Raw genomic sequence first — 13,623 nt, 5'->3', positions numbered from 1 at the left:
ATAAATCGTTATCCTGCAAAGAATTTTTGGGCGCCCGTGGCGAGCGCCCGACAGGCACACCGTAGCGCTACTCCATGTAGTCTTCCTGATCGGCCTGCGCCGCCGCGATAAAGCGCGCGGTGCTGCGGCTGAGCGTGGCGCATTTGTCCGTCAGCAGCTGATTGTCCTGTTGCAGAGTCAGGTAACGCGCCTGGGTGAGCGCCGGCAACTGCCGATACCCTGCCGCCTGCGTATCCCAGCCGCGGTGCTGCGCTGCACGCATCGCGGTGCGTTGCAGCTTCACGTCGTCCGGTATCTCGCTGCGCCCGCAGTCCACGCGCAGGAAATGCCCACCGGCCAACATCAAAGCGATGTGATCCAATTGCGCCTGCAGCGGCAGCGGCGGTTGATGCGCCGTCTGCTGACAACCCGCAAGCAGCAACAACGCCGCTACGCCGCAAAGAGACGCGCGAAACAGAGTAGACATGGACGCTCCCAGAAACCTGTGGGTGATGCAATGATCTTAGGTGAGCGGATGCCGGGCGGCAAGGCGGGCAGCACGCTTAGCGCCGGCCGCTGCTGACCTTAGTAGCGCGGGCGGGGTTGCCGGCGACGAATTCCAGCGTGGGGGAATAGTAAAACGGCAACCAGGCGTTATAGCCGCTCTCCCACTCCCATTTGACCGGGCAAGGCCACAGCATGTCTTCATGCAGGATGTAATAGATCCACCGCCCGGGCGGGCGGCGCGGTTTGCGCGTTTTCATAGCGGGTTCGACGGCCTGATGGAGTGCGATAGGGTCAACTGCTGCATTTTACCGCGATTTGGGCTGCGGGGACAGCCTGCGTTGCCGGCTTCGCCTCCGGCGCCGGCAAGCGCCCTTTATTCACCGCCGCCTGCCGGCGCGCCGCTCCCGGCCCCCAGCACCACCACCCTGTCGGCCGAGTCGATGGTCGACTTTCTGTGGGCGACGATCACGCGCGTAATATTCAGCGAAGATATCGCCCGGTTGATCGCCGACTCATTCTCAACGTCCAGATGGCTGGTCGCTTCATCCATAAACAGCACGCTCGGGCGGCGATAGAGGGCGCGCGCGATAAACAAACGTTGCTTTTGCCCGCCGGAGATGCCGTTGCCCAACTCGCCGATCAGGGTTTCGTAGCCCATCGGCATCTGCATGATTTCATCGTGGATATTGCTGTGTATCGCGCAGGCCATGATCAGCTCTTTATTGGCATTGACCTCAAACCCGCTGATGTTTTCCGCAATGGACCCGGAGAACAGCCGGTCGTCCTGCAGCACGCAGGCGATCGCGTTACGGTAGTTATTCACCCCGACTTTATGGATATCCATCGCGTCGGCCAAAACCTGGCCGGAAGTGGGGCTGAGCAAACCGCACATCACCTTCAGCAAGGTGGTCTTGCCCGCGCCGGAGGCGCCCACGACGGCCACGCTTTCACCGGCCGCAATGCGCATGTTCAGGTCTTTGAAGATCGGCCGCGACAGCGCGTCATATTGATACGTAAGATTTTTTACCTCAATGGCAATCCCCGTGCCCGAGGGGAAAACCTGTCGCGGCGCGGACTCCGTCTCCGCATCGGTAAAGACGATGTCGGATATCCTCTCATTGTGCAGCGACAGCATGCGCAAGCCGATCGCCAGGTCGATCAGGCTCGAGGCCCGCTGAGAGAACTGGCCGCGATAGGCATTGAACGCCATGAACATGCCGAGCGTCATGGAATTGTCGATGACCATCATGGCGCCAAGCCACAGGATCGCCACCTGATCGAGCGTCGTGATAAAGGTATTGATCCCGCCGAACATCATATTGAATCGGGTGATTTTGATATTGGTATTGGCGGCGTCGACGTTCAGATTGAGCCAATAGCTGGAGCGCGTTTCCTTGATGCCCAGCGCCTTGACGGTCGAGATGCCGTACAGCGTCTCCATGAAATGCGAGTTGGCCTTGGCCGCCTTGACGATCTGCTCCTCCGAGAATTGACGGTAGGTTCTGTAAGTCATCATCCTGATGAGGATGTAGATCAGAGTGAAGCCCGCCACGACCCAGACCAGCCAGCCGCCGTAGACCATCATCATCGCGAACAGCCCGACCGTCATGATGCCGTCGATGATCCCGCTGACGATATTATTGGTAAAGGTGGTTCTGATCGCATCCAGCGAGGAAAAGCGCGATTGAATGTCCCCCAGGTGCCGTTTTTCGAAAAAATCCAGCGGCAGCTTCATCAGGTGTTCAAACAGCGTCGTCTTCCACTGAATATCGGTCAGCGTCCCGAGCACGATGGAGATCCAGGCCCTGGCGATGCTGACCACCGCGCGGAACAAGGTGAAGAAGATCAGCCCCAAACAGATGACCGTCAGCAGGCTGTAGTCATGCGCCTGAATGACATGGTCGGTCACCAGTTGCGTTCCCACCGGCAGCAGCAGGTTGACCGATTCGATGACTATCGATAACGCAAAGATCTTGAGCAGCGTCCCCGGCAGGCCCTCGATGTTTTTCATCAAATCCAGCAGGCGCAAACGGGTCTTGAGGGTCTCTTTTTGAAATGCCCTGTCGGGCCACAGCTCCAACGCGATGCCGGTAAAATGATTCGACATCTCCTGCAGCCCGATCACTCGGCGCCCGAAGGCCGGATCGTGAATGACAAAACCGGCGCGCTGCACCTTAACCAACACCACGAAGTGGTTCATATTCCAGTGCAGTATGCAGGGCGTTTTCAGCTGATTGATTTCGTCGATGTCCAAGGACAAGGCGCGCGTCTTCAGCTGGATTTGCGACGCGATTTGAGAGATCGTCCCCAGGGTCGCGCCCTGGGTGGAAATGCCGAATCGCTGCCGCAGGCTCAGCATATCCACATTAAACCCGTAATAGGAGGCGATCATGGCGAGGCACGCCAGGCCGCATTCCGATGATTCCGACTGCAAGATGCTCGGCACCCGCTTGCGCAGTGAGAAGGTTAACTTCTCGTTGATCCGTTCAAAGAGATTATTGTCCTTCATCGACTCGCCCCACAACGCTGTTTTTTATGTCATACAAAGGCGCGACCGCCCACTGATAAAGCGGTTTCTTATCCAGGAAGACGATGACCCTGGCCTGCAGCCCGCTGCTGATTTCGAGATATTTGCCTTTATCGCTGAATTGCGTGTCGCTGATGGACGCCAGCACTTTGTAGTAGGCGTTCCTTTCCCTTTTATTTCCGCTGCTGTATTCCGACATTTCCTGCGGGGAGGCGGGGACCGACGAGATGGATTCTATTTTTCCCGGAAACTGACCGAATTTATCCGACGGGAAGGCTTCATAGCGAATGTTGATGCCATCGCCGATTTTCACGTAGGGCAAACTGTTATTCGGCAGCCATAAAACCAGATAATATTTGATGTTATCAATCGGCTTGATTTGCGCCAGACTGCTGCCGCTCTCGACCACCTGCCCGGCGGTCACGCTCAGCGACTCGATTTTCCCCTTGAGCGGCGCTTTGATAATGACCTGGCCGCCGGCATTGGACTCCGCCAGCTGGCGTTGTAAATCACTGCGTTGCGATTCGCTTTGCGATATCTGATTGTCGTAATCGGCGGCGCGAATCAGCAAATCGCTGCGCAACTGCGACAGCTGAATATTTTGCTGGATCTTTTGGCTGTAGAGCGCCTGATACGAGCTTTGCTGTTGTTGAAAGAGCGAACGCTGATAATTTAACTGATCTTTGGTGATCAGGCCTTTCGTCAAATAGTGTTCGTAATTTTTCAGGCTATCCCGCATTTTATCCATCCCCTCTTTGGCGCTGAGGTTCAGTTTCTCGGTTTCTTTATAGGCGTTTTCATAGCTATTGATCTGTTTGCGCAAATTATCCAGCATGGCGGTTTTATTTTTATTCAGCTTGCTGATTATCGAATCCAGATTGCTAATCTGTTTGCTTATTTCGCTGGCCGCGATATGGCTGACATTGCCGGACGTGGTGCTTCTCGAGACATCAATCACATACAGCGGCTCGTCCTTTTCCACGATGTCACCGGCTTTATGGAATGCCTGGCTCACGTAACCGTATTGGGAGGAAAACACATTGGTGGAATGCGGGATGCTGATCACCTCGCCTTCAACATCGACCCGGCGCGTGTACTCGCAAAAATAGAGTGCGCCCGCCAGGATCAGAATAAAAGTGAAACAGGTGGCGGCAATCACATGGCTCGACGCGCCGGAAATTAACAGCGCTCTGCCGGTCCATCTTTGACGTTGATAATTGACCGCCTCCTGGCGGAAAATATTCCTGCTCTTATTATCACTCATAGGAAGAACCTGCGCTTGCCTGACCGGGAGACAGCCGCAGCGAGAGCGCTGCGGCTTTGGACCGCATATGGATTTAGCTGATGGTGCCGTTAATCAGCCCATCGAGGCCTTTTTTGGAGTATTCCAGCGTGGTGTCCCAGCCAATAACGGCTGCGGCCACGCCGCTGGCTACGCCGCCCAGAATGCCGCCGGCGACCATGCCGACGCCCTGGCCAATCGAGCCGACGCCCAGCAGGCCGCCGCCGTCGCCGCCGTGCTTACCGCCGATGACGGCGCCCGCCATGCTGCCCACGGAGGCGCCCAGAGCGATGGATGAAACGGCTTCCGCGGCATTGGAAACGGCGCTGCCAATCAGCCCCGACAGTCCATTGCTCATATCCCAGGAATAAGCGCCTGACACTTCATTCATTTCGATAACAGACAGTTCTTTCATTGGTTAATCTCCATATTTAAACGGACAAACACGGCCATACATGCGTGTTGTCATTGCATTGGCATCGGCCTGCAGCGCCTGATGCCACCAATAATGTCGCGCGAACAGACGACATTATATTTTTAATGGGGGTCTCTTTAATTCTGCGTAATGGTGAATGTCATCACCGCGTCGGCCTGCCCGGGGCTAATGGCTCCCGTTTGCTTATAGCGCGCCATCAAGGGGATCCTGATCTCTTTTTCAGCCGCGGTGTGGTAATTGATCGGTCTGGAAAACGTTAATGGATTACGGTTCTCATCCAACACTTCCACGGCGACGCCCTTCGCCGCATCGGCACCGTCGGCGATATCAATCATTCCCACGCCTGGCGAATTTCCGGCCGCCTCGAACGTGACCTGAACCGGAATATTGTCCTCCTGACATTGCAGAACCACGGAAAAATTGCGTTCGGAAGACGCCGCCGTGCTGCCGACGCCGTTAAACTCGCTGCGTTTAGGGCTGCCCAGATTCACCGTTTGATTTTTATAGTTCAAATCAACCAGGCAACTTTTCTGAATGACCTTCATGCCGGAAATACTGAGATCCAAAATGGAGGTCGAATCCAGATAATATCTGGCGATAATTTTCCCGCCCATATCGCCGCCGGTTTTGATCGGACCGGTTTTAATAAACGTCAGCCGAACATCGTTTCGATTGATCCATGGCGTCAGCAAGTTGGGCGAAATCGCCGTGTTGACGGGCACGTTCTTATTGCTCTGCCATAAGTCTGAAATCGTCACCCCCACGCCCTCGATGCCCGTTTCAAATACGCCGGGCAGCGCGCTCGGCGTCAGCGGCGACATGGAGCGATAGGCGACCGAGCCGGAACAAAGAAAAGAAAACGTCGTGCCGTTCATGCTGTTCTCGGTTCGAACAGCCAGCTGCTCGCCGACTTCGATGCGCGGATCCACGGCCAGCGTCAGCAACCCCATGCGGGCGGTTTTCGCGTTGGTGGTACAGGTGCCGGCATAAACCGCCGTCGTGAGCGTCGCCAGCCACACCAGGGCGCCGTAACCGAATATCCTGAGAAAAACGTTCATTTTCACTCTCACTTAAAAGTCATGATGGAGATAGAGCGAGATCTATTGGCAAACGCCATTTAGGGTTTGGAGACCCGCTGACGGCGGCTCCGCCGGCAACTGGTAACGGATGCGGCATTGGTTCTCGCCATTCCTGCCCCACTGCGCGATGAGCAGGCCCTTTTCCGCCATGCCGCTCAGATAGACCACGCCGTCGCCGCCGACCAGAAACGGCTGAGTCGCCCCCTCGGCAAGACGCAGGCTGGCGCCCAGCGGCAGAGGAGCCCCCTGCGAGTCCGTCACCTTCATCAAAATCCGTCTGCCGACGTTGGCTTTGAAATTCGCCCGGCTCACCGCGCCGCGAGTCGGCGTGACCGACTGGTTCGTCAACTCGAGATCGACATCATCCGGCAAGCTGTCGACATCGAGGCGAATCGAATTGTTGCGATAAGGCGTGGCGTAAGGAACGATCGCGTAGCCGCGCCAGTCGGTTTTCACCCCGACCTGATTGCCGACCGCCACATCGCTCGCGCCGGCTGCCTGTACCAGGGCGACGGTTTCGCCGAACGGTTGACCGAAGGTCACGCCGTCTTCATGGGCGATCACCCCGCCCTTCACCCCGTAGTTGACGCGCTGTTGACTGCGATCGTAGGCGTAGCCCGCCGTGAGTTCGCCGTACGTCGCGCGCCAGTCGGCGTTGGCGTTGCCGCTGTTGCCCTGGCCCTGGCTGCCATACCCTTCCTGTACGCTCCAACTGAGGTTGCCGCCGGCCAGCGCCGTGCCGTTGAGGCCCGCCGTATGGCTGGTATTGCCTTTTTTGCTGGTGTTGAGGTTGTAGGTGGCGTAGGTGTTGCTCAGCCATTTCTCTAATGGCACGCTGATGTTGAAAGCGAAGATCTGATCGCGATCGTAAATGCGCCCGCGGTTCGAATCGCCGTAAATAGCCTGTGAATTCCGGCTGTAGCTGTAGTTAAAACCGTAGCTGATGCCATTCCAACTATTGTTGTAACCCGCGCTCAGCGACTGCATATTGCGCTCGGAGCCCCAATAGTCTTCGGAGACCGCGCTGAGTGAAAGCGACCCCGCCCCTTCCCATAAATTCTGGTTCAGCGTGATTTCGCCGCGATTTTTGCGGCGGTCTATCGGGGCGTAACGGTTGCCGCTGCGATAGGTGTCCAGCACTTCCTGCAGCCCATAGTAGCCGCTGGTCGAATAGCGGTAGCCGGCGATGGCGAAGTTCGTCCCCGTCTCGACGATATTTTTGCTGTAGCGCACACGCCACGACTGACCATCGCTTTTCGGCTGATGCTCCTGCTTTGCCCACGCCTGGGTGACGTCGGCCGACAGGGCGCCGAACTCGCCCAGGTTCTTGCCCAGACCCAATGCCAGCGATTGATACGGCCCGGCGAATTGGCCGCCGCCATACAGGGTGAAACCGGCGGGCAAGCCATAAATCAGGCTGGCCTGCGAGAAGATCTTTTTATCCACGCTGTGATCGTAAGTGCGGTATTGCCCCGAGGTCAGCGCATATTTCAGCCGCCCTTCGCGTTGCAGCACCGGCAGGCTGGCGAAGGGAACGGTCAGGTGCTGTTCGCTGCCGTCCGCCTCCTTGATAGTCACCTCCAAATCGCCGCTGCCGCCGGTCGGGTACATGTCCGAAATTTCAAACGCGCCCGGCGCAACGTAACTCTGGTAGATGACATAGCCGTTTTGGCGAATGACCACTTGCGCATTGCTGCGCGCGATGCCGCGCACCACCGGCGCATAACCACGCAGGCTTTCCGGCAACATGTCGTCATCGGAAGCCAGCTGCGCGCCGCGAAACGACACGCTGTCAAACACATCGGACGGGCTGCTGCTTTCGCCGAGCGTCAGCAAGCTTTTCAGGCGGATGATATTGCGCTGGGCGTAGGTATAGACGGAGTCCCAACGATCCTCCGACGCTCGCCCGCCGCCGGCGCTGTTGTAGCTCCAGGTGGTGTAGTTGCGCACTCGCCAGGCGCCCAGGTTGAAGCCCGGCCGCAGGTTGAGGTAATAACTGCTTGCGCTCTGGGTGAATCGATCGCGCCCCTTGCTGTTGCTGCCGGTGAAGCCGTAGTTCAGCAGCATCGCCGGCAGGCCTTCATCCCATTGTTCCGGCGGAACGTATCCGCGCACCTTATTTTCCAACGCCGCCTGGGGGATACTCAGCATCAGGCGTTGGCGGTTAAATTGAAATTGCGCCGAGGCCTGTGGGATCGCGGCCAAATTCGCGCAGCGATCGGCGCCGGCCAAACCGGGAAACAGCTCAACTTTCACCCCAAGCCGTTTCAGATCTTCCCGCGTCAGACAAGGCTGCAGATCGGCCTTCTCGTCGCTGCCGGCCCGCAGAACGAACGACACCTCGCGCGTTTCCAGCAGCATGTCGTTCACCCAAATATCGACCCGATACGTGCCGGGAACCTGCTGGCCATTTTCAAAAATCGACAGATCGACGTGCTGCTGGCCTGAGCGCCCGGTTTCCAGCAACGCCGGATTAAAATAGTCACGAGAGAAGGCGGGTTTAGCCATATTGCCGCATACCGCCGTTGTTACCGTGAATAAGGCTATGCGTTTCAGCCAAGCATCCCGCTTCGCTAATATACGCTTTTGAGTTATCATTCATTAGCTCCATTATTGAAATGTTTTATCCCTTTTTCTGCCTTCCCTTACAGATTAAATACCTGACTGATGTTCTTTACCTGTGCCGCCATAATCATTAATTAATTTCCAGCTTACCGACGTTGCGCCCGCCACGGGCAATGCAAACATTTCGCTGCTCATCGGCGCGATATACGCCACCTCTTTCATTTCCCGCCCCCCGATACGGACATAATGGAAGTTCATATAATAAGGCGTTGGGTTGGTGAGTTTTAATTCTGAACCGACACGCTGCCATTTCAGCTGCTGCGTCACCTCTTCGGGTACCTGACGGAGCAGCGGCGCCGGCCGATAAATCAATTTAATGCGGGTCTTGACCGCTATTTGCAGCGTATTCGATTTACCCGTCTGGGTTGTTGAAGGAATGGATTTAATATTCATCCAATACAAGCTTTCTTTATCTTTCGGTAAGTCATCGCCCACTTTCACGATGCGCAGCATATTTTCCTGGTTGCCGTCCAGCCGAAATAAAGGCGGCGTAACGATAAACGCGATTTTATCCACCCCGCTTTGTTGATTCTCCAGCCAGGACTGAATCAAATACGGTTCTTTATCCGGATTCTCCACGCTGATTGACGCTTCTTTTTTTTCGCCGTTGAATATCACCCGCGTCCCGCCAATCACCACGCCGGCGTGAACCGTAGACGCAAACAATAAAATAATGAAAGCCGCTAAGGCGCCGTAGCGATTAAAACGCATAATATTATCTCCGAGGCAATACAGCCCGCTGTGAACCAGCGGGCAAGAAAATATTATCAGTTATAATTCAGCGTAAAGGTGGCGACGCTATTGGCTTTACCGGCGGTCACATCTGCCTGCGTGGAAATATAGCGGGCGGTAAAATCGAGGTTATTTTTTACGCCGCTGCCGGAAGCCAACGGATAAGCCGTCGACGCCGTGTAAAGCGGCAGAACACTGTTAGAAATATCAGACAGTTGGATACCGACGCCGGTAGCGACATCCGTTTCCTGGGTCAGCTGCAATACGTTGCTGTCGCCGTTATCGGCCGCGCCGTCAAACTTAACGGTGGCGCTGTTTACCGTATCCGGACAATCGGTGACTTCCAGCGTGAATTTTGTCGCGCTGGACGTTGATCCCTTGCCACCCGCAAATGCCGTTCGGGCCACATCACCCAAAACAACATTTAATGGATTACTCAAGTCATTCGTGACCTTGCACGCAGCATCGACAATATTCCCGGTAAAATTAACCTGACCATCTGCTGCCAGAGCAGGTAAAGCGCTTGAACAGGCTGCCGCGACAAATGCCAACATAATCACTTTTTTTTCCATCATGGGTACTTCTCCTTTTGATTAGACAGACTTCAAAATATCCCCGCCACAGAGATCCCGGACAGGGAGAATAGGAGCCCCGCTCCTTTCACAGTTAATTATGCTTAGCTTTCCCCCTTTAGCAATACATAAAATCAATGTAAAGATGAGAAAAGATAATTACCCCAAATAGAATTAGCATCATTCTTAATTTTATTTTGAAAAAACCGCCAAATCGGCGTTTCTTGATTCATTCATCTGGCAGCAAGAGAATTTATTCTCGCGCTATTCGAAGGCGCTTTCGCCAGATCCTCCTCATTTCCCCCTCAGGCGAAAAATCAGGTGACATCGCCGTAAAATGAAAACCGGGCGAAAAAACTCGCACTGAAATAAATGACATTTATATTACGAAAGACATCACGACGCGGCGACAGCAAGAGGGGAAGCAGAATAGCAAAAGCATGGCGATAAAGGAGGGAGAATAAGGAATTCGCCGTTCGTGAAACCGGCGCGATCATATGACAACGAGAAAATGGCGTTACGCAGAAATATTCTGTCTGGCGCCGTTCACTATTTCGATAATAAGGCGACAATGCGCTCTGTCGCGCATAATAACGCATTGCCGCCTTATTGTTTTTCGGCGCCGCTAATTAATCGTCATGGCGATAATCTTCACCCAGCCCTCTGCCGGGTAGGGTTTCACACGCCAGGCCATCGCCCGCGGGAACGGCGGACGGATAGTTATCGTCCGGCGTGATAAAGACCGGCGTGGTCGCGATAAACCCATCGTTGAACACCGCCTCGATAAAGGTGGCCTCCCAGCCTTGCGCCGGGACGGCCAGACGAAACTCGCCGCGATCGGCCTCCGCTGCGGCCAACGGCTCCGGGGTAAAGCGTACGCCGCACGAATAACGAAAATCTCGCGCCGTGCGGTTGTGCGCGCTCCAGCGCCGCACGGTGGCCGGCGGTTCGGAAAAACGCAGCGTGCGCACCGCAGCATCCGCGGCGCTGCCTTGCACCTCGATCGTCGGCAACGCGATATCGCGCTGGCGGCGCTTGATCATCGCCAGTATGGCGCGTTCGGCGGCCGGCCGGCTTGCCACGCGATCCCCGTCGGCAATCGCGCGCAGCGAAGCCTCTCCCGCTGAGGCGCTGAAATAGAATCGCGTGCTGTCCGGCGGATAACGTTCGTCGCCGCTGGCGATGATGACATATTTCGGTACAGCTGGCCGCGCTCCCGCCGTCGGCGGCGGATAAGCGGTGGGATCCGCTATTTGCATCAGTTTGTCGAACGCCGACGTCTCTATGCGCCGATCGATGCCGAGTTGGTAATAAGGATGAAACGCCAACGGCCAACGGCCGCCATACGTACGATAGGTATGCTTCAAGACCTGCCGCGCCGCGACCCCATCCGGGAACATGGCGACGACGGCATCGATGCGCTCATCCGACAATGACGCCAGCCACGCCGCGGTTGCGCCGCTCGCCGCGCCCGCCACGATGAATTTATCTATCCCCCACCGGCTCAATTCGCGCTGCGCCAGCGTCATGGTTTGCGACAAGGCCGCCGTCATGGGGATCGCCAGCGGCATCATCAAGTATTCATCCGCATCGTCCAGGAACAATCGCCAGCCTCTGGCCTGGCTGTCCTCCCCCGCACGATGCCGCCCCTCATTTTGATATTCCAGGTACGGATAAGGTAACCGGTTGACGACAATCACGATGGTGTGACTTTCCGCCGCCAAGGCCGCTGGCGTAGTGACGGAAAACGCCGCATTTTGCTTGCCTGCCCCGCTCGCCCCTGCGGCGGCGCAAGCGCAGTCATCGCTCATCAGCACCAACGCTTTACGGGCAAGCGCCCCGTTGGGGATATAAATATCCACATCGTGCCACCATTGCGTCGGCCGGATGGCGTCTTGCGGCGACCAGGATTGCGACATCAACCGATAATGACGTATCGACACGTCATGGCCGTTATCCACGCCCTTTAACGAATATGACAGAGGCAACATCGCCAACTGATTGTTATAACAAGGAATAACGGTGTGCAAGGCGGAATGTTCGTCCGCAAAGCAGCGATCTTCCTCTGCCGCCATAGCCTGCCGGCCGCCGATTAAGGCCAGGCAAATCAGCGCGATGTATCCGATGCGTTTTAGCATTTTTTCCTCCCCCCTTTGTCCGTGGCAAATCCCTTGTACGCCGCCTGGCGGCAGGAAACCTTCCGCGCGCCTAGAGCACCTGATGAAAGCGTATCGGATAGCCAAAGCTGTCCTTTTCGAACGCCACGTCCCTGTCGTTCTCGCCCAGCAATAGGCTGTAAACGCCGTTTTCCTCATAACGGCTCATGGCGATATACAGCACGACCTCCCGATGGTCAGCGATCGTAAACTGTTTGCGCCTGGCGTTGATTTCCAACGTAAACGCCACCACAGGATTGTTGTTCAGAAATACCGAGGTCTGCTGCATGGAGACGATCCTGCCCTGCGCTTTCTCGGTCACCTGAAAGGGCGTGGCGTCATTGGGGGCGCGTATATCCACCTTCTTTTGGATATAGATAAAGTTAAACACCGCCAACGCCACCGCCACGAACAGATTGATGGCCATGATCAAGATGATTTTATTCGCCATGAACTCTCCCTTTGCCGTTCTTCCGGCTCCCGACATGTGCGAGGTAAAAGTGCCCTTGCGGGCACTTTTCATTAAGGGCCGGGCTTATGACGATTTACGGCCAAACAGCTGCGAAAAGGCGCTAATCCCGGCATCGATGACGGCGCCAATGCCCTCACCGAGTTTGGCGCCGGCGCCCGCCGCATCCGCGTGGATCCCGAATAGACCGGTACCGGCATCTACGATGGCGCCAATGCCATTGCCCAGGATTTTGCCGGCATCGGAAGCGATGCCTGCGCCGGAAACCGCCATGACTTCTGCTTCAGTCAGTTCTTTCATACTGTCTCCTTTGTATTTATCGACATGTTTAGTAATGAAAAAATGAAACCCTCACTGTTTGTTCACCTCCTTGTTATCTGCCCACGAAAGACCCTGTTGCCAATGCGTTCACCCGCGCGGCGGTGACAATGTCAGAACAGGCCGAACTCACGGCAGAGATAATCGGCAACGCCATTGCGGCTGTTGGGCAACGCAATCGGGTTAAACGGCAGCGCGCGCTTCAATTCGCCCATCGCATTGCCCATCACCACCCCCGTTCCGGCCCAGCGCAGCATGTCCAAATCGTTCATCGCATCGCCGAAAGAGAGGCAATCGCGCATCGCTATCTGTTTGGCGCTCAGATAGTCGGCCACGCTTCTGGCCTTGGAAATATGCTTATCCATGATGTCTATCGTTTCCGCAGAGGACTTACAGATGGACAGCGTTTTTCCGAAAGCCTGACTGACCTCGTCGTAAAACCGCTCGATCAGCGCCGCTTCCCCCTGCAGCAGCACTTTCAGGATCGGTTGCCGTTTCATCGCCTCCGGCTCGACATAGCGGCAAGCGACGCCCGAGGCTTTGATATAGTCGGCAAAATGCGGATTCTCTTCGGCCATCATCCATCCTTCCTGGGTGAACAACGTCACGTGAAGCGGACAGGCGAAGAGGTAATCCATCAACATCATTTGGCTGTCGCGAGGCAGGAAATAGCTTTTATCCGCCACCGGCCGCCCCTCGATATTGACCATCGCGCCATTGCAGGAGACGATCGCCGGCGAGAACCCCAAGCCATCCACAATCCCGCGCGCATCCGCATCGCAACGGCCTGTCGCGATGACGATTTCCAGTCCGCGGGCATGCAGGATATTGAGCGTTTCCACCGTCAGATCAGACAGATTTCCGGCAGGATCCAGCAAGGTTCCGTCAAGATCGCTCACGATCGCCCGGTATTTTATTTTGCCGTCGATAGCAAGCCACAT

Annotated in this window: 13 protein-coding genes; all 13 read right to left on the bottom strand. The window is 56.0% G+C overall.

All coding sequences use genetic code 11. From position 1 onward, the window contains the following. Positions 1-67 precede the first annotated feature (67 nt). A complete protein-coding gene (gspS, locus tag AC2CGQ_RS04060) occupies positions 68-466 on the bottom strand; it encodes a type II secretion system pilot lipoprotein GspS (RefSeq protein WP_075685153.1) in 399 nt (132 codons plus the stop codon). Positions 467-542: 76 nt separating this feature from the next. Next, positions 543-743, bottom strand: a complete 201-nt coding sequence (locus AC2CGQ_RS04055; RefSeq protein WP_015378375.1) for a hypothetical protein — start codon at positions 741-743, stop codon at positions 543-545. Between the two features lie 116 nt (positions 744-859). Next, positions 860-2,995, bottom strand: coding sequence for a peptidase domain-containing ABC transporter (locus AC2CGQ_RS04050; RefSeq protein ID WP_021505808.1), 2,136 nt, complete (start codon positions 2,993-2,995; stop codon positions 860-862). Then, a complete protein-coding gene (locus tag AC2CGQ_RS04045; RefSeq protein WP_075686604.1) occupies positions 2,982-4,277 on the bottom strand; it encodes an HlyD family secretion protein in 1,296 nt (431 codons plus the stop codon). The genes AC2CGQ_RS04050 and AC2CGQ_RS04045 overlap by 14 nt, the downstream gene beginning before the upstream one ends. 73 nt (positions 4,278-4,350) lie before the next feature. Then, positions 4,351-4,710 carry a hypothetical protein gene (locus tag AC2CGQ_RS04040; RefSeq protein WP_004935280.1) on the bottom strand — a complete coding sequence of 120 codons (360 nt, stop codon included), beginning with the start codon at positions 4,708-4,710 and terminating at the stop codon, positions 4,351-4,353. A gap of 137 nt (positions 4,711-4,847) precedes the next feature. Continuing rightward, the gene (locus tag AC2CGQ_RS04035; protein ID WP_004935283.1) at positions 4,848-5,789 is read right to left on the bottom strand and encodes a fimbrial protein; all 942 of its coding nucleotides are present in this window, start codon (positions 5,787-5,789) and stop codon (positions 4,848-4,850) included. Between the two features lie 42 nt (positions 5,790-5,831). After that, on the bottom strand, positions 5,832-8,408 hold the full coding sequence (locus AC2CGQ_RS04030; protein ID WP_131164890.1) for a fimbria/pilus outer membrane usher protein: 2,577 nt from the start codon (positions 8,406-8,408) through the stop codon (positions 5,832-5,834). Positions 8,409-8,462: 54 nt separating this feature from the next. Continuing rightward, positions 8,463-9,146 (bottom strand): fimbrial biogenesis chaperone, encoded by a 684-nt coding sequence (locus AC2CGQ_RS04025; protein ID WP_004935289.1) that lies wholly within the window; start codon positions 9,144-9,146, stop codon positions 8,463-8,465. Between the two features lie 56 nt (positions 9,147-9,202). Then, positions 9,203-9,742, bottom strand: a complete 540-nt coding sequence (locus tag AC2CGQ_RS04020) for a fimbrial protein (protein WP_075201887.1) — start codon at positions 9,740-9,742, stop codon at positions 9,203-9,205. 626 nt (positions 9,743-10,368) lie between these two features. Beyond that, entirely contained in the window at positions 10,369-11,877 is a 1,509-nt protein-coding gene (locus AC2CGQ_RS04015) for a PhoPQ-activated protein PqaA family protein (RefSeq protein WP_172574807.1), read from the bottom strand. A 70-nt stretch (positions 11,878-11,947) separates the two neighbouring features. Continuing rightward, the gene (locus AC2CGQ_RS04010; protein WP_004935300.1) at positions 11,948-12,346 is read right to left on the bottom strand and encodes a hypothetical protein; all 399 of its coding nucleotides are present in this window, start codon (positions 12,344-12,346) and stop codon (positions 11,948-11,950) included. A gap of 84 nt (positions 12,347-12,430) precedes the next feature. Beyond that, complete coding sequence (locus AC2CGQ_RS04005; RefSeq protein ID WP_004935304.1) at positions 12,431-12,664, bottom strand: hypothetical protein; 234 nt, start codon at positions 12,662-12,664, stop codon at positions 12,431-12,433. A 131-nt stretch (positions 12,665-12,795) separates the two neighbouring features. Beyond that, complete coding sequence (locus AC2CGQ_RS04000; RefSeq protein WP_049240761.1) at positions 12,796-13,623, bottom strand: HAD family hydrolase; 828 nt, start codon at positions 13,621-13,623, stop codon at positions 12,796-12,798.

This window comes from Serratia sp. DFXYC6, assembly GCF_057196085.1.
The sequence above is the reverse complement of the archived record's forward strand: the minus strand, read 5'-3'. Positions and strand labels throughout refer to the sequence as shown.

Coding starts and splice junctions, on each gene's coding strand:
- gspS (WP_075685153.1), bottom strand. CDS start 466: ATGTCTACTCTGTTTCGCGCGTCTCTTTGCGGCGTAGCGGCGTTGTTG.
- AC2CGQ_RS04055 (WP_015378375.1), bottom strand. CDS start 743: ATGAAAACGCGCAAACCGCGCCGCCCGCCCGGGCGGTGGATCTATTAC.
- AC2CGQ_RS04050 (WP_021505808.1), bottom strand. CDS start 2,995: ATGAAGGACAATAATCTCTTTGAACGGATCAACGAGAAGTTAACCTTC.
- AC2CGQ_RS04045 (WP_075686604.1), bottom strand. CDS start 4,277: ATGAGTGATAATAAGAGCAGGAATATTTTCCGCCAGGAGGCGGTCAAT.
- AC2CGQ_RS04040 (WP_004935280.1), bottom strand. CDS start 4,710: ATGAAAGAACTGTCTGTTATCGAAATGAATGAAGTGTCAGGCGCTTAT.
- AC2CGQ_RS04035 (WP_004935283.1), bottom strand. CDS start 5,789: ATGAACGTTTTTCTCAGGATATTCGGTTACGGCGCCCTGGTGTGGCTG.
- AC2CGQ_RS04030 (WP_131164890.1), bottom strand. CDS start 8,408: ATGATAACTCAAAAGCGTATATTAGCGAAGCGGGATGCTTGGCTGAAA.
- AC2CGQ_RS04025 (WP_004935289.1), bottom strand. CDS start 9,146: ATGCGTTTTAATCGCTACGGCGCCTTAGCGGCTTTCATTATTTTATTG.
- AC2CGQ_RS04020 (WP_075201887.1), bottom strand. CDS start 9,742: ATGATGGAAAAAAAAGTGATTATGTTGGCATTTGTCGCGGCAGCCTGT.
- AC2CGQ_RS04015 (WP_172574807.1), bottom strand. CDS start 11,877: ATGCTAAAACGCATCGGATACATCGCGCTGATTTGCCTGGCCTTAATC.
- AC2CGQ_RS04010 (WP_004935300.1), bottom strand. CDS start 12,346: ATGGCGAATAAAATCATCTTGATCATGGCCATCAATCTGTTCGTGGCG.
- AC2CGQ_RS04005 (WP_004935304.1), bottom strand. CDS start 12,664: ATGAAAGAACTGACTGAAGCAGAAGTCATGGCGGTTTCCGGCGCAGGC.
- AC2CGQ_RS04000 (WP_049240761.1), bottom strand. CDS start 13,623: ATGTGGCTTGCTATCGACGGCAAAATAAAATACCGGGCGATCGTGAGC.